Source organism: Clostridium mucosae (assembly GCF_024622765.1).
GTDB lineage: Bacteria > Bacillota > Clostridia > Clostridiales > Clostridiaceae > Clostridium.
This window is the reverse complement of the sequence record NZ_JANKAF010000004.1, coordinates 122848-145855: the sequence shown is the minus strand read 5'-3', so window position 1 is coordinate 145855 and position 23008 is coordinate 122848. Positions and strand designations below refer to the sequence as shown.

The following is a 23008-nucleotide window of genomic DNA, read 5'->3' as shown; positions in this document are numbered from 1 at the left end:
AATTGTATTCGATATTATATGAAAATCGGAAAGTTAATACATATCATTAAGGCTAATTCTCAATTTATAAATAACTACGAAAGGAAACAAATGATGGAAAAATATATTTCAAATATTGAAACTCCAAAAATTAGTATTGCCCCAATGGTAGACAAATCCCATAGGCATTTTAGATATTTTTCAAGACTTTTAACTAAAGATGCTCTACTTTACACAGAAATGGTTACAGCTCAAGCAATAATCAACGGTGATAGAGATAAAATACTCTACTTTAGAGAAGAAGAAGGCCCTGTTGCACTGCAAATTGCGGCTTCTAATCCTGAAGATGCTTATAAGGCTGTTAAATTAACCAATGATTATAATTATACGGAAGTTAATTTAAATTGTGGATGTCCATCTGATAGAGTTTCTGGTAACTTAATGGGGGCAGCACTAATGTCTTCTAAAGAATTAGTTTATGAAATTTTATCTGCTATGAAAGAAGCAACTACTAAGCCTGTTACCATAAAACATAGAATAGGAATAGACGGAACTGGTGTTATAGAAGATAAAAATAATAAAATTATAATGAATGGATATGAAGATTTATTAGAATTCTTAGATGTTGTATCTAAAGCTAAACCTGATAGATATACAATTCATGCACGCTCTGCAATATTAAAGGGGTTAAGTCCAAAAGATAATAGGGAAATTCCCCCACTTGATTATGATATGGTTTATAGATTAAAAAAAGAATTTAGTCATTTAAATATAGAAATTAACGGCGGCTTTAAAACATTAGATTCAATTAAGGAGGCTCTTACTAAAGTAGATGGCGTAATGATAGGAAGAGCTTCATATGAAGATTGTTATCTTTTAGCTAACTTCCATAAACTTTATGAAAATACTCAAACTACAAAGCCTATTTCAAGAGGAGAAATTATAAAATCTTATACTCCATATATTATAGAAGAACTTGAAAAAGGTAACAGCATTCATACTTTGATTGCTCCACTTCAAAGTCTATTCCAAGGACAAAGAGGAAGTAAAAAGTATAAGCAGCTATTATCTTCTTCTAATGTAAAAAAAGAAAATATTCTAGAAATACTTGATACTATCCTTGAAGTAATGCCTCAAGATATATTATGGGAAGATAATTAAATAATTTTATTATAAAGCGAGAGTAAAGTTATATCTTACTCTCCTTTTATTTACCTTTAACATAAAAACTTAAATTTCTTCTTTTAAATACCTTATTTCATTAAAGTTTAACTTAATATATACTCCTTGTTTATAAATAATATTATATTTTAAAATTTATAGTGCATACAACTTCCAACTATACATGTATAATAATGTATATAATATATTTTTAATAAATTTAATACGGGGGAACATATTATGAGTAATTTTAGAGAAGTTAAACCTGAAGATTTAAATGAAAGTGCCTTTAAATTAATTGGTCATGACTGGATGCTTGTTACAGCTGAGAAAGAAAATAAAGTTAATACAATGACTGCTTCTTGGGGAAGCTTTGGTATTATGTGGGGGAAAAATGTAGTTTCTATAGTTCTAAGACCTCAAAGATTTACTAAAGAGTTTGTAGATGCATCTTCTACATTTTCACTTACATTCTTCGATAAGAGTTACAAAAAGGATTTAAGCTACTTAGGAACAGTTTCTGGGAGGGATGAGGATAAACTTTCAAAAACTAATTTAACAGTTAGTTATATTGATAATACTCCAGCTTTCGAAGAAGAAAAGCTTACAATTATCTGTAAAAAGTTATATGCTCAAGAGTTTGAACCTCAATGCTTTATCGATGGTGATATTGAAAAACAATGCTATCCAGACAAAGATTATCATACTTTATATATCGCAGAAATAGAAAAGATATTAATAAGAGAATAATTTAATAAAAACAAACTACTACTATAAAACCTTAATAGTAATAGTTTGTTTTTTATAAAGTGTGTTTAATAATTATAAAACTTTTTATATAAAAAATCTTATTAACTTTATTTAAACTAATTTAGTTTTGATAAAACAGATTCTCCAATAGTACCTTCAGACATTTTAACATCAAAATTATCTGCTATTGTTGCTCCTATTGCTGCAAAACTATTACAAGTTTCTAATACTCCATTACCTTTCATTGAAGGTGAATAAGCTAAGAATGGTACATGCTCTCTTGTATGGTCTGATCCAATATATGTTGGATCATTTCCATGGTCTGCAGTTATAATTAATAAATCATCTTCTTTAAGCTTTTCTAAAACTTTTCCTAAACTAACATCAAACTTTTCTAACTCTTCTGCATATCCTTTTGGATTTCTTCTGTGTCCCCATAGTGAATCAAAATCAACTAGATTTACAAAGCATAATCCTTCAAAGTCTTTATCCATTATTTCTAATGTTTGTTCCATTCCATGAACTGAGCTTTTTGATTTATGTGATTCTGTAATTCCTTCACCATCAAATATATCATTTATTTTTCCAACAGAAATAACATCATAATTATTGTCTTTTAACTCATTTAATACTGTTCTTCCATATGGCTTTAATGCATAATCATGTCTATTGCTTGTTCTCTTAAACTCGCCTTTTCTTTCTCCAACATATGGTCTTGCAATTATTCTACCAACTTTCCATTCATCCTTTAAGGTAATTTCTCTTGCAATTTCACAACATCTGTATAACTCTTCTAATCCAAATGTTTCTTCATGTCCACATATTTGTAATACTGAATCCGCTGAAGTATATACAATCATATCTCCAGTTTTCATTTGATGTTCACCAAACTCATCTAATATTTCTGTTCCACTAGCACTTTTATTTCCTACTATATTATGACCTGTTCTTTTAATTAATTCATCTAATAGTTCTTTAGGAAATCCTGTATCAGTAAAAGTTTGGAATGGCTTAGTAATGTGTAAACCAGCAATTTCCCAGTGTCCTGTCATAGTATCCTTACCTGTACTAGCTTCTTTCATTTTCATTTGATATCCTAATGGTTTTTCTTGCGCTTTTAAATGCTTTACTGGACGTAAATTTGCAATTCCCATTTTTTCAAGATTAGGTACATTAAAAGACTCTACTGATTCTGCAATATGACCAAGAGTATCAACATTTACATCTCCGTATTCTTTTGCATCCTCCATTTCTCCAACACCTAATGAATCTATTACAATAGTAAAAATTCTTTTATATTTCTTCATGTTATTACTCCTTTCCAATCTTCTTTATTTAAGACTATAAAAAATATATTATATATTTTTTATTATTTGTTATTTCTTATAATTTAATTATTTAATCCTAAGCTTAATTAATTAAATTATAGCATATTTAAAATTATAATACATCATTAAAGTTGTCTTAAACTTGTCTATTATATATATTTATAATACTACAATCCACTTGTATCGGTCAACGTTTTCACTATTGTATTTTATTGATATTTTATTAGAAAAATTTGATAATTTATTCTATAATTATATTATAATAGGTAAATATAAACTTGTATTAAACTTGTTTATTTTTATAGAGAGAGGTTTTATTATGGTTAATACTGATATTATTAAAAAATCTAAAAATTTAAGATATGTTGAAGTATACAACACACTATTTAAAATGATAAAGGAAGAAGACCTTCCAGATAATTATAGACTTCCTTCAGAACCTGATTTAGCTAAAGAGTTAGGAGTAAGTAGAACAACTTTACGTCAAGCCTTATCATTATTACAAGATGATGGTTTAATAAAAAACATTCGCGGAAAAGGTAATTTTATAGTAAGAAATCAAAAAAATAAAAAGATTGGACTTGAAAAATTAGGACATATTATATATAAATCATTAGAAGCTAAAATAGATCATGTAGAAATGGATTTTCATATAGAACCTCCATCCGATTATTTTATAGAGGTTTTAGGTAAAAAGACTGTTGCCGCAGTGAATATTGATAGATGGTATATGAGTAATGGAAATGCTCTAGCATATACTTATACAATTATTCCTATTGAAACTATATCTTATTTCGATATAGATTTAAAGGATACTAATAATCTTCTAAAATTTATCGAAGATGATATTTATAATAAATGTAGTAGTAGCTCAATAGATATTAAATTTTCAGAATCAGGCAAGTTTGCAACTAAAAAACACTCTATTCCCTCTGAGAAACAATACTATTTAATTGAAGAATCTCTATATAAAAATAATGAGTATCCTATTGCATTTAGTAAGCATTATTTACCATTATTGAATACATCAATTAAAATTCATACTTCAAAATAAAAATATTAAGTCATAAATTATACTATTAAAAATACTATATAACTTTATTTTAACTTATTTGATAATTTAACTTATTTTTAATTCTTTATTAACTTTTAAATAGTATTATAGAAATATAATTATAAAGAAGGTGAGAAAATGAAAAAATTTAATATATGCATAGATATAGATGGAACTATAACTGATGCATACTATTGGCTTGAGCCTTGTAACAGATACTTTAAAACAAATATTAAAGAAAATGAAGTCACAGAATACTCTATTTCTAAGGTTTTAGATATAAGTGAAGAAAGTTATTTAGAATTTTATGAAAAGTATAAGTATGAACTTCATTCCAAACAGAAAATAAGAGAGCATGTAAGATATGTAATAAATGAACTTAGTTTATATAGTAATATTTATTTTGTAACTGCACGCGAGAAAAATCTTGCATTACTAACTCATGGATACCTAAGAAAAAACTCAATTTACTATGATAATCTGTATCTTTTAGGTAGCCATTATAAAGTAGATAAAGCTAGAGAATTAAACTGCAATATTTTTATTGAAGATAATTATTCAAACGCAATAGATCTTTCAAATGCAGGCTTTAAGGTTTTGCTTATTAACACTAATTATAATAAAGATCCTATTAATAAAAATATAATAAGAGTGGATAACTGGTTAGAGATATATACAATAGTAAAAAAGCTATTATTACAAAGTGAAGCAATGTAATAATAGCTTTTCATATATTAGATTCTATTCTTATTTAATTTATAAGTTTTTATTTTCTTCTTCTTTTATAAACTACTACTCCACCAAGTAATGATGTAATTCCTAAAAGCATTGTTGATAATCCTGATGGTCCACCTGTTTGAGGAAGCTTACCTGGTTTATTATTTTTATCCTCCTCAGTACCATTTGATGTATCTCCGCCACTATTTCCTGGATTTTCCTCCGGCTTAACTTCTGGCTTAACTTCTGGGCTTTCATCTGGCTTAGATTCTTCAGTATAATCTGTAAAATCTTTTATTGCAGCCTCAAGCTTCTTATTTGCTGAGAATATTTCTTCTCTTGATCCACCGTCTATTAATAATTTTTCAACTTCAGCTACTTCTACCTTTAAGGCTTCAATAACTTCATTTGATTTACCTTCAATATTTGTCAATAGCTCTTTTGCCGTTACTAAATTAGCTTTTGCAATCTCTTTTATAGCCTCTAAACTAAAGTTTTCAGTTACTATTTCATATATTTCAGGCTTTCCAGATCCTTCTTTGAATTCTAAAGTTATTGATATAACTTCTTCTGGCTTTTCCATATTAAACATATTATAGCCTTTATCTAATGTTCCAAGCTCTATTCTTCTATCATCTGATGTTCTAGCAATAACTTTAGCATTAGATATAGTCTTTTCACTTTGGAATACTTCAACTTTATTTACTAAAGCACCATCAAATATATTATAAACTAGCTTATCTTCACTACCAAGATCTCTAGATGGTATATATGAAGTTTGAATATTATTATCCATTAAGTTAGGTAATCTATGATTATCATCAGATGGTTTAGCAGTTGATTCAAATATAACTTCTGCTTCTGGTGAATTTACTGAGAAATCAGACATTCTAAGCCATGCATCAGTTCCCTTTGTTGCAGTTACTCTTAAATATTTAGCATTAAAATCTAAGTCATACATTCTAAATTGTTCAGAAATTCCACCATTATATATTTCTGTCCAATTAGTTCCATCTAGTGAATATTCAACTTTTCCATCACGGATTCTATCTCCACCATATGCTCTATCCCCTATAAATTGAATATTTCTTACATTAGTTACTTCACCTAAATCTAAAGTGAAATAATCTCCAACATTTAATGCACCTGATGAAATAAAGCTTGAATCTAAATCTCCATCAATAATAGCATTTAAATCTTTATAATTTCCGCTACCATTTCTATTTGTTTCAACTGATTGATTTCCTCTTCCTTCAATTACTACATCCATACTAAAATTCTTTAATGTTTTATCTTCATTTGATACAAATCTAACTGCCTTTACAACTTGTGCTTTATCTAACTTTATTGTTTCACTATCTCCTAGCTTAATCCAATCAATTCCATTTACTGTATATTCAATACTTCCATTTGCATTACTATTTACATTAACTCCAGTAATAAACTTAAATTCCGGAAGTTCTAATTCAATTATATCTCCAGTTTTTAATTTAACTTTTTCTTCTAAAACAACTGAATTTATTTCATTTTTATCAGCTATACTCTTTTTATATGAAAGCTTAGCATCTACGCTAGAGTTCACTCCACTATGAGTGTTTTTATTTACCATAATTTCTCTTACGTATAATTGATTTTCTTGATCCTCCGTTGCTACATATTTAATATATCTAGCATTTTCATTAATTTCATCTTCAAACACTTCTCTGAATGTATTTCCTTCAACTATAGTTTTCCACTCAATACCATCTTTAGATATTTGAAGATTTCCATTCATGATCATATTATCTTCTGAAGTTCTTCCCATTAACATATAAATATTTTTAATATACTCTTCTTGTCCTAGATCTACTATTATTTCATCTCCAGATTTAATATTTCCTGATGATCTATATGCAGTATCTAATTTACCATCAAACATATTTGAAAGTTCATAAGGTGATTTACCATTATACCATTCCTCAAACTTTAATGGTGAAAGATTATCAGATGTAGTTGCTTGATAATTATATGTTTTTACTTCTTCCTTTAATACACCATCAAAATACATATTGTCTGTCTTTGTATTAGCTTGTTTAATAAAATCATCTAATACCTTTTCAGATATTATTGCTTTTGATGAATCTAAAACTTCAATTTGCAATGAAAGCTTTGACTTTAATTCCCACCATAACTTACTATCGCCTTTTAGCATTGCGATAACCATATCTGCTGCTGTAGATGCTGCATCTGCATAATTAGTAAGCTTTTCTAATTGAGGCGCTACTTCTTCAAGCATCTCAGAATATAACTTAGATTGAGTTTCTGATACTGCTGATTTTATTGATTCAAATCCTACTTTTAAACTCTCAAGTTCTGTAGCTGGAATTTGTTTATTATCAACCTTATCCCAGAAAGAATCCATTATAGCCCTCATTTCTGGAGCATCTTCTCTACCAGTATCAAGTCTTGTACTATGATCAGCAAATTTCTTAAAGCTCTCTTTCAACTCTTCGCCAACTAAATCTGAAATTGCATTATCCCAAGCCTTATCATGGTTATAAGCTGCAGTATTCCAAGCATAATCAGCTCCTGTATGAAGAGTTATTTTTGATGCTTCTGCAAACTCCATTGGATTCATAACAAATCCACCAATCTTACTATCTAAATCATTTCCTAAGTTATATATTGGTCCTAAAGCTAACTTATCAACTCTATAGTCGCTAACAGGATAGTTCCACCATAAAAGCATTTTTCTATTGTAAAGATTATTTACTTTTTCTGCATCATCTAAAGTTACTGTTTCGGACATAACATTTTCACCTGTCCACATAACTTCTATATCAGTATCTAGATTTTCAGCAAATCCTTTTGTATAAGGTTTAACTTGTCCATCAGTAAACATTGAAGTTCCCCAGTATTGCGTTGGAACTGTTAATAATGGTTTAACACCATCTTTTGCCTTAACAAACTCTGTGTTAAATCTGTTCATTATAGCAGCTTGTCCAACTCCATCATCTGTGAATATATCATCCCAAAGGATTGCAAAACTTCTAACTCCCATGTTATATAATGACTCACACTTATCAACAAGTGCCTGATAATCTGCTTCTGAATTTATATCTATATCCTTTCCTGGAGAAATTGCAAATACAAAATCAACTTTATTTTCAGTAGCTGTATTAATAAGCTCCTGCATTCTTGCCATTTCTTCTTGTGGATATGGATCTCTCCATTGATCCCTATGATATGGATCATCCTTTGGAGCATATATATACATATTTAATTTATTGTCTCCATAAAACTTAAATTGATCTAATCTATCTTGATGTGTCCAAGGATTTCCATAGAACCCTTCTACAATGGCTCTTACATGTTGAGTAGGGTAATCATTTACATAAACCTCAGGCATAACATTTTGATTATTTACATTAAGTACTAATTCCTTTAAAGTTTTAACTCCATAATAAGTACCAACTTCATCAGTACCTTCTATAGCTATTGTCATAGATCCATTTTCATTTGTGTTAGCAGCAAGAACATATCCTTCATTCACAGAAATAGATTCTGCTCCTTCTTTATTAATTTCAGATAAGAAATTATTCATTTCTTGTATATTATCATCATCCTCTCCGATTATTATCGTTGTGGATTCATCATTAAAATCAGTATTTACTTCAAGACCTAAAGTTTTTAAAAATTCCATTAGTTCTCTTACAGCATCTTCATCTGCTTTATCTTGTCCAATTATGTTTACTTTATTAGATAAAACTGTTCCTTCTCCTGAAGATTCTATTAATTGTGGTGTTGGGCTTACCCTTGGTGATTCAACTTTTAATTTTACTACTTTCTTATCTTGATTATTAATAACATCTGCAAAAACTGTTGTTGGTGTTGTTGTAAATATAAATGATGCTACAACTACCTTTGCTAAAATAGAATTTAATTTTGCTCTTAACATTTTATCCCTCTTTCATCTGTATTTTATTATTAATTTTAATATTAAAAATAATAATAGCTGCGCTAAAAATTATTTTATTTATAAATAATTTTTATAAATAAAATATTTCTATCACAGCTAATGCTCTAAATTTAATTAGATTACACGCCAAAAATAAACATAATTTAACTTTCATTTACAGTATATATACATTTATCCACTATGTCAACGCTTTCATTTGCTTTTTTAGTAATTACATCAAATTTTCTAAATAAATAATATTATTGATTTATTATAATAATTCCAATAATTATATGATAATACCTTGAATTTAATAAATTGGCTGTATAAAAATAATTTTTGATATTAGCCAATAAAACTGGAACTTCTAATTCAAGCTTCCTATTCTGCGAATATATAATATATAAATAATAGAGAAAATTTTCTATTTAATTTTAAAAACGTCTTTAAGTAAGTAAAATCAATGGTTTAAAAGGGGCTCGCGTTTCGCGAGCCCCTTTGTAAAAATAAGAAATTAACTTTTTTAAGGCAATAAAACTTACTTGAAATTGAATAAACTTTATATTAAATAGATTTCTAAGATTGCACCTTTTCAAAAAAATTATCTTTTCTTAATAAACAAACTTTATTGTAAAACTTTTATTTAATTATTTGCAGATTTTTTTCTTAATGTTACTACTCCAACTATTAAAATAATTCCTCCTATTGCTAGAACCATAACTGGTGATGTTCCTCCTGTATTAGGTAAATTTCCATCACCTTTTCCTGAATTATTATTTTCATCACCTGTTGGAGGAAGTGGGTTACTATCTTCGCCTGGCTTACTATCATTATCTGTATTATCTTCACCTGGTTTTTCATCTTCTCCAGGATTTTCTTCCTCACCTGGAACTGATGGTTTCTCAACTAAAGAAGATATTGCTTTGTTTAAATCTTCTACTGCTTTATCTATCTCTTCTTGAGTAGCATTTACATTTATCATAACTTCTTTTGCTACATTTAGCACTTCTTTTAGGTTAGCTATTGATTCTTCAGTGTATTTATCAGATGTCAGCATACTTTCTGCTTTTTCTATTGCTTCTGTCAATGCTTCTTTGTTAACATCCATACTTTCTTCAACTGTTGAAATTCCGATTTCATTTAGAGTTGGAGCCATTCCATTCCATTCTATTTTTATTTCAAATACATTTTTGAATTGTGATGTATTAAATACATTAAGACTCTTACTTAATTCCCCTATATTATTCCATCCATCTTCAGTTCTTATAGATACTGCTGCATTTGATACTGTAGTTGGATCTTGTAATACAGTGAACTTTTTGATATCTGTGTTATCAGAAATATAATATGTTAAATGTCCTGTTTTTGGCGCATTTACATTAGGTTTGAATGCTGTGTTTAATTTACCATCTATTAAATTAGTTGGTTCAAACTTAGCTTCTGCTGCTGGTCTAACATCAAACGTTACATCATTAGTTGTATTTTCTATTTTTAACTTAGTAACATTGGTTTTAACTGACTCCTTACCTTTATTAATAATACGAATATAACGTGCATTTACACTAGAGCTCAAGTCTTCTACAGCTGTCCATTCAATACCATTAATTGATATTTCTAAAGTTAGATTATTTTTATTTGTATATTCAGCAATAATATTTTTTAATTCTTTTATTTTGTTTAACTTAATACCTACATATTCATTTTCTGCTAATGTAATATCATTTATATTTTCAAGTATAGCTGTTTCTGGTAATATATTTACTTTATTGTTAGTTAAAGCTTCTATATTTGTATAAACATCTCTAAATAAATTGCTATCATCTTCTTTATTAATTGAGAATTCACGAACTGATATCCAGTTACTTTTGATTTCCCCTGTTGGAATAACTCTTACATATTTAGCTTTTACTTTAAGATTTTCTACAACTATTTTTTCTTTTTCTGGTCCATATGCAACACCATCTATATCCGTCCAAGTTTCTCCATCCATTGAAGATTGGAACTTAACAAAGTTAAATTTATCTCCAGCACCTGGCTCACCTTGTTCAAATGTAATACTGTTAACTTCTGTTACTTCACTTAATTCTAAAGCAACATAGTCATCTTCATTTGCAGCTCTACGAATCCACATAGTTGATAATCTAGAATTATCTCCATCAACTATATTTTGAACATGTCCCCAATATAAATTATATCCCATATTTGTATAGGGGAATAATGATAGCTTAACAGTGTCTGGATTAATTGCTTGATTAATTTTTTCACCAATTATTCTTGATAAATCCTTGGCAAATGGTACTAAATGTCTACTACCTGGCTCTGGTCTAATTTGTCCATTAATTCCTTGAACTCTATAACTTCTTGAAGAAGTATATTCACTTACACCTAAAGCATAATATTTAACAGCTTCCTCATAGTTACCTTCTTCTAAAGCAAGTGCCGCATTAACGTATGCAACTGTTGATTCAGATAAATCTCTTAACGAATCAACCCATGCCTTAATTTCATTTTTCATCAATTCATTTTTAGACTTTTGTGCAAAATTATTAGTTGCATCTAAAATTTCTTTATATTCTGCTAAAACAATCTTACTATCTTCTATTATTGATATCATTTACAGGCCAGTTTAACCACATGAAAGGTTCTCTTCCTACTGCTTCTTTAAAGAAATCGAAACTATCTTCTTTTACATATCCAAGTATAGTATCGCCTGTCCATAATATTTCAGTACTTTCAGGCATTGCAGAAATTGTGTTTAAATATTTGTTATTAACATCTCCACCTGCTGACTCTTTTGTATATACCTTAGGAACAAAAATGAAACTATATACATCACCTTTTGATAATCTCCATTGTTCTAGATCATTCATAAGTCTTACTTGATCTTTTGCTTCTCCCTCAGCATCATCGGCAAGTACTCCAAACTGGCGAACACCTATACTGTATAATTGTTCAAACTTTGCAATAATCTTTGATAAATCACTTTGATAGTTTTCATCTGTATCGAACTTCATTCCATCCTTTAAGAATGGGTGAATTGTCCATATAAATTTATTTTTTGTTTTTGCTCCAACCTCAGCTAATTGTCTAAGTTCTTCTAGCTTTTCTGCTGGGTATGGATCTCTCCATTTAAGGCTATGATATTCATCGTCTTTTGGAGCAAAAATATATGCATTCATCTTAAAGTCTCCACCAAACTTCATTAAATCCATACGATTTTCATTACTCCAAGGAATACCATAATATCCTTCTATAAAACCTCTCCAATGTCCATCTGAATAATCTTTAATTAATAGTTCTCTTATTTCATTACCTTCTATTTGTTTAAATATTAATTTTAATGATGTAAGCCCATAGAATGCTGAATCAGTATCTTTACCTAATACTGCAATTACATTATCATCTACTGATACTATATGAGAATCTATTTTCTCAAAATGAGCATCATCACCTAAATTTCTATTATTAAAATAATTATCTACAATACCTTTAGAATTATTTATTCCTACTAAAAAATTTGTTTGGTCACTTTTTATTTCAGTACCTACTTCGTATGAAATACCTTTAAATTAGAAAAAAAGATTGTATATTAATTGTAAATATTTCCATTATATGAATTTTAAATATTTATTAAATATTCTGATTTAAACTAAGTCAGTTAAAATTCAATAAGATTTAAGCCTATATTCTCATCAAATTTTCTTCCTATAGCTCCATTTATTCTATTTATTATTATTTCTGCTGTAGCACTGATAACTGCTTTATTTAAATGTCCACCTATACATTTTCCCTCTAAATTTGCAAAAGTTCCATGTATATGTAAATATACTTCCTCATCCATCACTGATATATTTCCTGTAATATTTGTAATTTCAAAGTCATCTTCATAAGTAGATGAATAATATTTCTTTTCATTTGGCTTAAATAAGCCTACAACTACATGATTAGTAGCCCCTAACCCTGATATTGAACCTGCTATTATTTTTTGTTCTTCACAAACTTTTTTAATAGATTCAATAACTTCTTCTCCCTTTTCTAATCTTAAAACAATTCTTTCATCAAATACTCTATAATCCATTTTCTATTCTCCATTTCTATAAATATACTTCATCCAGTATCATACTAAGTTTATTCTTATTTTGATTTTATCATAAATATAAAAAGGAGTATAATTCTACTCCTCAAATCTTCTCTCTTACTATTCTCATATTTTCATCATATTTTATTCCTAATTCCTTTGATATCTTATCATTTAATTTTATAAGGTTATCTTGATACTCATTATATTCACTACTTAGAATTCTCATATTCGGTATAAATATATCATAATACCCACTGCTATTAAAAAATTCAAGCATATTCTTTTTAAACTTGTAAAAAGGTTGCATAACTTTTAATATAGATTTATCATTTTGCATATCGATATTTTTTATAAGCTTTTCTTTATATTTTTCTAATTCTTCTCCTTCAGCATTTAACATATTGTATATTTCTTTTCTTGTATTTTCAGCTATATTCTTTTGTATTTCCTCTGACATATTTTCATATGCTAATTCAATAAATTTAGGTATTTTTATATCTGGCATATTATCTAGAAAACCTACTATTTTAAGCCATGCATCATACTTTTCCAAAGTATCTACTGGTTCGTTTAGATATGGTGAAAAGTGATGGGCTAAATATAACCCTAGTCCACTTGGAAAGGATCTTTTTAATTCTCTCTTTATAAACTCACCACTACTTTTTTCATCTACTATAATTTCTTCATTTAAATTTCTAATGCTTTCTTCACTTAAATCTCCAGATATAATCCTATTTAAATATCCCCTTTGTATTTTTATTTCAATTTCTTTTTTATATTTATCTTTAATAACATTATTTAATATTTCTTTCTTGTTATTGCTATTTATTATTCTTTTAATATCTTTAATAGATATATCTAACTTTCTATACAAAGATATTTCATTTAATAACGATATATCTTCTTTTGAATATTCTCTATATCCATTTTTATTCCTCTTTGATTTTATTAGCTCATGTTTTTCATAATAACTAATAGCTTTTTTAGTTAGTCCTGTTAAATTAACAACTTCATTTATTAACATACTATCACCTCAAATCTATGCTAATCTATTCCCTTAGGTTCTAGTCAATAATAATTAAATTATAATATAAAATCTTTTTATTATTAATATTTATACTAATTTGTTAAACTACTTTACATTAAAATTAATAAAACATTTAGAAAATAACAAAAGCCATACATAAAAATGAAATTAAACTAATTTTTAATGTTAAATTTCATCTTTGCATGGCTTTTATTTTTTCTTGCAGTTATTACAAATTAATTATTTATAAGAATTTTCATTTGGTAGTACTTTTGATTTAATTTCATTTGCTATTGCTTCATCTCTGATTTCCTTATGAAGTCCTTTTAGCGCTCTTTCTCTTCTTTCATTTCTTTCTTCTAGATTTTCAATTGTTTTGGGATCATCTGTTTTATCAATCATTTCATTAGCTAAATGAATATTTTCTAAAACGTTATTGATATTTTCTTGTATTCTTTCTACATTATCGCTTCTATCATCAGGCTTATTTTTCATTTTAATCCCTCCTATAAATTAAATTACATTAATATGATGTACAATTTATATTCGTTTATACTGTATTAACTATGAAATTGATTTGCCAAAAAAGTAACTTATGAACCCCTTTTTCTATTTTTTATAAAAAAAAGTTGTATCAAAAGATACAACTTTATATACTAATACAATATAAATTTTTATACCGAAATATTATCTTTAAATCTTTTTAACAAATTCTGACTTTAACTTCATAGCACCAAAGCCATCAATTTTACAATCAATATTATGATCTCCATCAACTAAACGTATATTCTTTACTTTAGTACCTTGCTTTAATGGTGATGAACTTCCCTTAACTTTTAAATCCTTTATTATAGTAACAGAATCTCCATCGCTTAAAATATTTCCATTTGCATCTTTTACTACTTTTTCATCTTCATTATCATTATTTACGGAGTCTAAAGTCCATTCATGTGCACATTCTGGACATATTAAAAGACTTCCATCTTCATAAGTATATTCTGAATTACATTTTGGGCAATTTGGTAAACTTATCATTAATCCATTTCCTCCATTAGTTAAATATTTAAACTTGTACAATATATTAATTAAAATATTGTTCTTTACAAAAAAATATATAAGGCAATCCTTATATATTTTTATACTATCATAATCACATTATATTTACAATTATTATACTTATTTGTTCTTATAAAATTAATTTTTATATACATATTTATTCCTAATTTTACTTCTAGTGTAACTTTATATATATTAGAAATTTTAAATTCACACTATTATTTTTTCTATAGGCATTATCAGGTTGCAAACACTAAAATATTAGCATTTATATCAGTATAATATGAAACATAATGTACCCAATCTTTTAAGTTTGATTTACTAATATCATTCTCTACAACTTCTATTGCTATAAAAAAATATTCCCCTTAAGTAGAAATTTCAATAAATATCAGTATTTTCACCAGTATATATCAACATATCTTTGAAAAAACTAACATTAAATTCTACAACTAAAAGGAGATTATAAAAATGATGAAAACTTTCAAAAAATCCTTATTCCTACTATCCTTATTAAGTTTATTTTTTATTCCATTAAAAGCTAACGCCATAGAAAATACTTCTTTCACTAATGATACTTTAACTAAATCAAAATGTGATTTAAAAATGAATGAAAGAAAACTATGGATCGATCATGTTCTATGGACTAGAAATTATATTATAGCTGATATAGATTCTCTTGAAGATAAGGGCCCAGCCTTAGAAAGACTTCTTAAAAATCAGGATGATATTGGAAACTATATAAAACCCTACTATGGTGAAGAAGCAGGAAATAAGCTATCTTCTATATTGAGAGAACATATACAGCTTGCTGGGCAAGTTCTTGATGCAGCTCAAAGTGGCAACAAGAATGATTTTGAAAAATATAATAAATTATGGTATCAAAATGCAGACCAAATAGCCGACTTCCTAAGTTCTGCTAATCCTAAATACTCAAACAAAACTTTAAAAAGTATGTTACACAAACATTTAGACTTGATTTTAGAAGCAGTCAATGCTAGATTAAAGAAAGATTGGAAGTCAGATATCGATGCATTTGATAGAGGAGAAGATCATATGATTATGTTTGCAGATATACTTTCTGACGGAATAATCAAGCAATTTCCAGAAAAGTTCAAATAATTATTAATATAATGCCAAAATAATATAAGAGTATAAATGCTCTTCATACTCTTATATTATTTATATTTAATCCTATATTTATATTTAATCCTATATTTTTATTTATCATAATTTCATAATTAATTCAAATTCATCTGATGAAATAGGCTTGCTAAAATAATATCCTTGTATTCTATCACACCCTATTTCATATAAAATATCAAACTGTTCTTTTATTTCTACACCCTCTGCAACAACAATTATATTCATTTCATGTGCAAGTTTAATTATACATTCAGCTATCACTCTATCATTTTCACTTTTATGTATATTATCTATAAATGATTTATCTAGTTTAAGCTTATCTATTGGAAGTAATCTTAAATAGCTAAGAGATGAATATCCAGTTCCAAAATCATCCAATGCTATTTTAACTCCTAAATCTTTTATTTCATTAAGTACCTTTAAATTTTCTTCTATATTATTCATAACTATGCTTTCTGTTATTTCAATTTCTAAGTATTCTGCTGGTAATCCACTTTTATCTAATATTTCTTTTATTGTATTTAAGAAATTACTTTGATAAAGTTGTATAACTGAAACATTAACAGCTATAGTCATTGGAGTAATTCCTTTATCAAGCCATTCCTTATTCTTTATGCAAGCATTGTATAATACCCATTCCCCAATTGATATTATTAATTCACTTTGCTCTGCAAGTGGTATAAATTCTATTGGTGAAACATTTCCAAAGGAATTGCTTATCCATCTTAATAAAGCTTCTGCTCCTATAACTTTAGAATCATTAATATCTACTTGAGGTTGATATAGTAATTTAAATTCTGATTTACAAATAGCATTTCTAAGACCATCTATTAATTGCGATTTTCTAACTATATCTTTAGACATACTTTCATGATAAAATAAATATCTATTTTTACCATTTTCTTTAGCTTTATACATAGCTATATCTGAATTTTTAAGAAGCTCTGATTTATTTGAAGCATCATTTGGAAAAATACTTATACCAATACTTACACTAGTAAAAATGTTTTTTTCCTTAACTTTAAATGGATTTTTAAATAACTCTAGAATTTTAATAGCTAGTTCTTCAACTTTTGATTTTCCATTGATGTCTAAATTTAATATTAGAAATTCATCTCCATCTAATTTACATATAAATTCATCATTATCTAAAATTTTTATAAATTCTTTTGCAATACATTTTAAGAATTCATCTCCATAATCATGTCCTAAAGTATCATTTATATTTTTAAAATTATCTATATCAATTAAAAATGCTGCTCCTCTATATTCCGTTTCTAAATCCCCTAATAATTCATCATCAACTTTATCTAAGAACATATGCTTATTAGGTAATCCAGTTAATTGATCATAAAACGCTAAAGTTTCAATTTTTTCTTCTGCATTTTTTCTTTCAGTAATATCTGAAATAGAGCCCGAAATCTTTACTGGATTATTTTCACTATCAATTAATGCTTTACCCCTTATAAATACCCACTTAATATTATTAAGTATGTCAACTACCCTACATTCAACATTAAAATAAGAAGATTTTTTATTTAAATGTTCTTCAAACAATAATAATACTTTTTCTAAATCTTCCTTTAATATTATTTTTTTAAATGTATCTATTAAATCTTCTGAACTATAAATTGTATATCCAAGTAAGCTTCCAAACTTATCTGATAAATAATGTTCTTTATTTTTAAAATCATATTCCCAAATTATATCATTTGCTCCATCAATAGCAAGCTTATACCTCTCTTCACTAGCTTGTACTTCATTATATTGCATTTCTAATGACTCTTCTGTAGCCGCAAGTTCTTCATAAACAACGTTTAGTTCATCATAATTTCTACTTAATTCTTTTTCAGTTATAATTCTTTTTTTTATATTAATAATTAATATTACTATAAGAATTACTAAAGATAAAATTACGATAGAAACTATATATATTTCTATTTTATATGTACTATAAAATGAGAATGGCTTATTTATAATATTATATGTACTTGGAATCTTGTCTATAGATATATCATATTTATTTAACTCATTATAATTAAATATGAACTTACTAGGTGATTCTCTTTCAATAGGTATATTTTGCACATTCTCTCCATTTAAAATATTTAAGGTCATCTCTGCTGCAATTTTCCCTTGACTATATCCATCTATTACTTTCCCGCCTATAATATTATCTGTTAACATAAAATCCCAGCACACATAAACGGGTATATTTAATTCTTTTAAATGGCTATTAATTTCACCATAAGGTACATAATTACCAGCTTCTGATTTTAATTGTCCTATCATTAGAATAGCAGTTTCTTTATTTAAATTATTTCTTTTATCTAAAATTTCAGATAAATCAATATCTCTATAAAAATTAAAATTAATATCATAGCTATATTTAGATATAGCTTTTCTAACTAATTCCTCATTTAGCTTCCCAGAAGACATAGAATCTGAAATTACCATAACATCTTTTACATCTTCCTGAAAAAATAATATACTATCTATTGTAGACTCCACATCTATAGCTTCCACTACTCCTGTATAATTGGATTTTCCTTTAAGCATTTCATCATTAAAGTTATTTATTCCACAAAATACAACTGGTATGCTTCCAAAAATATCCTCCCCATAATTTATCATGAAATTTAATGCATCATTATCTGAACATATAATTGCATCAAATTTAGTATTCTTATATTTCTCAGTATAAAGTTTATTTAATATGCATATATAAGTTTCGCCTCTATTATTTTTTAAGTCCATAAATTCATAATATAATATTAAATCATCTCTTACTCCTAGAGTTTTTTGTATACCTTCCTCAATATCTCTAGTCCACTGTAACTCTTCACTATATGAATTTAAAATTAATATTTTTTTATTTGATTCAGCCTTTATAGGAACTTGAAAATTCAAGATAATAAATAAAAATATTATGAAGGAAAACATCTTCTTTTTCAAATTTCCACCCATTACATCCCCCTAACCATAAAATAAATTATTAATCTGTATTTATTTGTACTCTTTTTCTAATTGCGACTTTTAAAGTTGTCTTATAATTTAATATAGGGTTTCACAAAATAATTATACTCAATGATATAGCATTTTTCTACAGTAAAAACCAAAAAGTATTATTAATTAATTCATATTATACATATATATTTAAGAGAGTGTAAACTTCATAGATCGATGCAGTAACTCCTTAAAATAAATGCTTAAAATTATTTTTACACTCTCAATTGTACCTCTTAATAATATCTTGCTCTAACCTCTCTTGTAAAACCATAATCAATAATGACTGGTTCCCCATTAACTATTCCCCAGCTACTAGTCCTGCAGAGATCATTTGCTAATAAATTATATCTATATACAATATTCTGAAGTTCTCTTAAGCTAAAGAGTTCGTCAATGCTTCTAACATTAAAATAATAAAGAATATCTTTAATATTGTTTATTTTATCTGCTTTTTGCATTATTAGATAATCAAAATTATAAGAGGCTTCCTTCACCTTTGCAAATAAATCTGAGGAATCTATTGATGAAATTTGATATTCAACTTTATTTTGCGCTATTCCAGCTTCATTTTTTGCAATTTTTATCACATATCCATTTCCTAGGTCAAATACTCTTCGTGCCGAACCTGAACCAATGTATCTATAAAACATTCTTCTCTTGTTAAACATAATTTACCACTCATTTCAATTATTCATTTGATAAAAATCTAAATAGAAATATTAAGGAATATTCTACATATTATCTTATTCTACCTACAGTAAACTAGTTCATATTTTAAGGCTTCTTATTAATTTTGAGATTTAAATTAATAAAAAAAGATATTTAAAGTTACTAACTTTAAATATCTTTTTTTATATCAAGTTTAATTTAATAAGTCTTTTTCCAAATTGATTTACTAAACATAATTAACATTGGATAAATTTCTAACCTACCAGCAAGCATACAAAAAGATAATGTTATTTTACTTAATGGTGAAAATGCTGAAAAGTTACCTATTGGTCCCACCATTTCAAATCCTGGGCCAACATTACTTATAGTTGTTAATACAGATGTTGATGTTGTAACTAAGTCAAACCCATCAAAGGCAACAATAAACATCGCTATTAACGAAATTACAATGTGTGCTCCTATAAATAAAAATACACCTGATATAGTTTCTTCATCAACTAATTTTCCATCTACTTTAACACTTTGTATTCTTTTAGGATGTAATATTTTATCTATACCACGTCTTATAGCCTTAAGTACTATAACTATTCTTATTGTTTTTACTCCACCACCTGTAGATCCCGCCATTGCACCTGTTAGCATAAGTATCATTATTATAATTTTACTTAGTGTTGGCCATAAATTAAAATCTACTGTCGCATATCCTGTAGTAGTAACTATAGATGAAACTTGAAATGATGATTGCCTTATTGATTCATTTAAATTTCCATTATTAAAATCCAAAATATTTATCGTTATAAATATTATAGATATCAAAATCATTAATAAATAATATTTTAGTTCCTCACTCTTGAAAAAGTTCTTAACATTTCCTTTTATTATTTGAAAATATAAGGCAAAATTAATTCCAAATAATATCATAAATACTGTTATAATCCACTCAACAGCAGGGTTATTAAACGCAGCAACACTTGAATTCATATTAGAAAAACCACCTGTTCCTGCTGTTCCTAATGCATGTATTACCGAATCATATGGAGAAAGACCTGCTGCCATCAATAAAATTGTTTGTATTACAGTTAAAATTAAATATATTATATATAAGATTTTAGCTGTTTCTCTTATCTTAGGAACTATTTTTCCAGGGTTTGGTCCTGGACTTTCTGCTCTTAATAAATATATTGTATTAGAACCAAGTGATGGTACTAATGCTAATATAAAAATTAAGAATCCCATTCCACCTATCCAATGTGTGAAACTTCTCCAAAATAATATTCCTCTTGGCAATGACTGAATTTCTGTTAATATTGATGCTCCTGTTGTTGTAAAACCAGATACAGTTTCAAAAAATGCATCTACAAAAGATGGGATTGCACCACTTATAACAAATGGTAAAGCTCCAAATGCTGCTATTACAATCCACGCTAATCCTACAGTCAAAAAACCTTCCTTTGCATACATCCCTTTTTCTTTAATTTCTATTCTTCTAAGTAACAAAGCTATTGGCATCATTAAAATCATAGTAATTAAAAATGCAAAGCTATCTCCATCTCCAAAAGCTAATGATATTCCAAAGGGAATTAATAAAAGTATTGATTCATAAAGCAATACATTACCTATTACCTTTAGAATAATTTTATAATTCATATTATCTGCCACCTCCAGAGAAGATGTCATCAATATGAAGGATATTCATATTCTTAGTTACAATAATAACTCTATCATTTACTTTTAAAGAATCATCTCCTGTTGGAATGATTATCTTATTATTTCTAACAATTGTTGCTACTAATATATCTTTATTAAAGATAATATTTTTAAATTTTATATTTATATTTTTAGTATCATTGCCAACTACAAATTCCACTGCCTCTGCGTTATCATTACAGATTCTATATATATTTTCTATGGAACATTTTTTCTTATTTCTTAAAGTTCTTGCATATCTTAATATCTTATATGCAGTAACTAACTTTGGATTTACTATAGAGTTTATTCCTACTGTCTTTCCTATTTCTCTATAATTATTTCTTGTTATTTTAGTTATTACATTACTTACAGATTTGCTACTTGCTAAAAGAGACGCTATAATATTATCCTCATCTCTACCTGTTAAAGTAATAAAACTATCAACTTCTAATAAACTTTCAGATAATAATAACTCTTCATCCATACCATCTCCATTAATTATTATAGAATCTGGTAAAAGATCGTTAAGCTCTTCACAAATTTTTATATCTCTTTCTATTATCTTACAATTCACTCCAACTTCACTAAGCATTTTAGAAAGATAATATGCTATTTTCCCTCCACCAATAATCATGGCTCTTTTCACTTTTTTCTTATATTTTCCTAGTTTATTAAATAAATTTTGAATATCTTTATGTTCACCTATAACATATACTCTGTCATCTTTATGAAAAATATAGTCTCCTCTAGGCATTATAAATTCATCATTTCTCTCTACTCCACAAAATAGTACATTCCCTCTAATAAAAGTAATATCACTTACCCTTTTACCTTCGAGATCTGTATCATTAGACACCTTAAATCCAACTAAATTCACTTTACCACCGGAAAAACTATCTATACTACACACTGATGGATATTTAATTAACTTAGCTATTTCCATTGCTGCAGCTTTTTCTGGATTTATTACTAAATCTATTCCTACTGCTTCAGTTAATAAGGTTATATCTTCATCATAATCTGGAGTTCTAACTCTAGCTACAGTATATTTAACTCCTAACTTTTTAGATGCTAAAGAACAAAGCATGTTTAACTCATCACTATCTGTTACTGAAATTAATAAATCAGCACCTCTTATTCCCGCTTCGTCAAGAACCTTTAAACTAGTACAGTTTCCTTTAACACACATTACATCTAAATTATTATTAATTTGTTCTAAAGCTCCATCCTTATTATCTATAATAGTTATATTATCTCCGTCCATAGATAAGTATTTTGCTAAGGTATATCCTACTTTACCTGCACCGACTATAATAATGTTCATGTTAATTCTCCTTGTTACCTAATCTTAGTCATATGTGTAATAAATCAATTATACCTTACAAATAAAAATAATAATAGTGAT

17 protein-coding genes and 1 pseudogene are annotated in these 23008 nt (G+C 27.1%); 5 read left to right on the top strand and 13 right to left on the bottom strand.

Annotated elements, in window-relative coordinates; genetic code table 11:
* Positions 1 to 90: 90 nt before the first annotated feature.
* Both dusA and NSA50_RS06995 read left to right on the top strand, forming a co-directional pair.
* Entirely contained in the window at positions 91 to 1140 is a 1050-nt protein-coding gene (gene dusA, locus NSA50_RS07000) for a tRNA dihydrouridine(20/20a) synthase DusA (RefSeq protein ID WP_257444028.1), read from the top strand.
* A gap of 240 nt (positions 1141 to 1380) precedes the next feature.
* Positions 1381 to 1890 carry a flavin reductase gene (locus NSA50_RS06995; RefSeq protein ID WP_257444026.1) on the top strand — a complete coding sequence of 170 codons (510 nt, stop codon included), beginning with the start codon at positions 1381 to 1383 and terminating at the stop codon, positions 1888 to 1890.
* Positions 1891 to 2006: 116 nt separating this feature from the next.
* Here the strand turns inward: NSA50_RS06995 and NSA50_RS06990 are convergent, their stop codons facing one another.
* Positions 2007 to 3197 (bottom strand): phosphopentomutase, encoded by a 1191-nt coding sequence (locus NSA50_RS06990; RefSeq protein ID WP_257444024.1) that lies wholly within the window; start codon positions 3195 to 3197, stop codon positions 2007 to 2009.
* 340 nt (positions 3198 to 3537) lie between these two features.
* Between NSA50_RS06990 and NSA50_RS06985 the strand changes: the two genes are divergently transcribed.
* Together NSA50_RS06985 and NSA50_RS06980 are read left to right on the top strand one after the other, a co-directional pair.
* On the top strand, positions 3538 to 4272 hold the full coding sequence (locus NSA50_RS06985; protein ID WP_257444022.1) for a GntR family transcriptional regulator: 735 nt from the start codon (positions 3538 to 3540) through the stop codon (positions 4270 to 4272).
* 138 nt (positions 4273 to 4410) lie between these two features.
* On the top strand, positions 4411 to 4989 hold the full coding sequence (locus tag NSA50_RS06980; protein ID WP_195263442.1) for a 5' nucleotidase, NT5C type: 579 nt from the start codon (positions 4411 to 4413) through the stop codon (positions 4987 to 4989).
* 49 nt (positions 4990 to 5038) lie between these two features.
* Here NSA50_RS06980 and NSA50_RS06975 read toward each other — a convergent pair whose 3' ends face one another.
* The 8 genes and pseudogenes from NSA50_RS06975 to NSA50_RS06950 all read right to left on the bottom strand — a co-directional run bounded on the left by NSA50_RS06975 (position 5039) and on the right by NSA50_RS06950 (position 15069).
* The gene (locus tag NSA50_RS06975) at positions 5039 to 8926 is read right to left on the bottom strand and encodes a beta-N-acetylglucosaminidase domain-containing protein (protein ID WP_257444019.1); all 3888 of its coding nucleotides are present in this window, start codon (positions 8924 to 8926) and stop codon (positions 5039 to 5041) included.
* 643 nt (positions 8927 to 9569) lie between these two features.
* Entirely contained in the window at positions 9570 to 11540 is a 1971-nt protein-coding gene (locus NSA50_RS06970; protein WP_306813914.1) for a discoidin domain-containing protein, read from the bottom strand.
* Positions 11518 to 12138: a beta-N-acetylglucosaminidase domain-containing protein gene (locus NSA50_RS19750; RefSeq protein ID WP_306813913.1), complete on the bottom strand. Its 621-nt coding sequence runs from the start codon at positions 12136 to 12138 to the stop codon at positions 11518 to 11520. Before NSA50_RS19750 ends, NSA50_RS06970 begins: the two co-directional genes overlap by 23 nt.
* Positions 12139 to 12264: 126 nt before the next feature.
* Positions 12265 to 12318: pseudogene (locus tag NSA50_RS19745) on the bottom strand (hypothetical protein); the annotation flags it as partial.
* Positions 12319 to 12584: 266 nt separating this feature from the next.
* The gene (locus NSA50_RS06965) at positions 12585 to 13004 is read right to left on the bottom strand and encodes a PPC domain-containing DNA-binding protein (protein ID WP_195263439.1); all 420 of its coding nucleotides are present in this window, start codon (positions 13002 to 13004) and stop codon (positions 12585 to 12587) included.
* 103 nt (positions 13005 to 13107) lie between these two features.
* Entirely contained in the window at positions 13108 to 14031 is a 924-nt protein-coding gene (locus tag NSA50_RS06960) for a MerR family transcriptional regulator (RefSeq protein WP_257444017.1), read from the bottom strand.
* 243 nt (positions 14032 to 14274) lie between these two features.
* Positions 14275 to 14529, bottom strand: coding sequence for a small acid-soluble spore protein Tlp (tlp, locus tag NSA50_RS06955; RefSeq protein ID WP_195263437.1), 255 nt, complete (start codon positions 14527 to 14529; stop codon positions 14275 to 14277).
* Between the two features lie 198 nt (positions 14530 to 14727).
* The gene (locus NSA50_RS06950) at positions 14728 to 15069 is read right to left on the bottom strand and encodes a zinc ribbon domain-containing protein YjdM (RefSeq protein WP_195263436.1); all 342 of its coding nucleotides are present in this window, start codon (positions 15067 to 15069) and stop codon (positions 14728 to 14730) included.
* 495 nt (positions 15070 to 15564) lie between these two features.
* On the opposite strand from NSA50_RS06950, the gene NSA50_RS06945 reads away from it, so the two are divergent.
* Complete coding sequence (locus NSA50_RS06945; RefSeq protein WP_257444205.1) at positions 15565 to 16212, top strand: glycosyltransferase; 648 nt, start codon at positions 15565 to 15567, stop codon at positions 16210 to 16212.
* A 105-nt stretch (positions 16213 to 16317) separates the two neighbouring features.
* On the opposite strand, the gene NSA50_RS06940 is transcribed toward NSA50_RS06945, so the two are convergent.
* The 4 genes from NSA50_RS06940 to trkA form a co-directional block, all read right to left on the bottom strand.
* Positions 16318 to 19203 (bottom strand): ABC transporter substrate binding protein, encoded by a 2886-nt coding sequence (locus NSA50_RS06940; protein WP_257444014.1) that lies wholly within the window; start codon positions 19201 to 19203, stop codon positions 16318 to 16320.
* 275 nt (positions 19204 to 19478) lie between these two features.
* Positions 19479 to 19913, bottom strand: coding sequence for a hypothetical protein (locus NSA50_RS06935; protein ID WP_195263434.1), 435 nt, complete (start codon positions 19911 to 19913; stop codon positions 19479 to 19481).
* Between the two features lie 199 nt (positions 19914 to 20112).
* Complete coding sequence (locus tag NSA50_RS06930) at positions 20113 to 21561, bottom strand: TrkH family potassium uptake protein (RefSeq protein WP_257444012.1); 1449 nt, start codon at positions 21559 to 21561, stop codon at positions 20113 to 20115.
* A 1-nt stretch (position 21562) separates the two neighbouring features.
* Positions 21563 to 22927 carry a Trk system potassium transporter TrkA gene (gene trkA, locus NSA50_RS06925; protein WP_195263432.1) on the bottom strand — a complete coding sequence of 455 codons (1365 nt, stop codon included), beginning with the start codon at positions 22925 to 22927 and terminating at the stop codon, positions 21563 to 21565.
* Positions 22928 to 23008 lie beyond the last annotated feature (81 nt).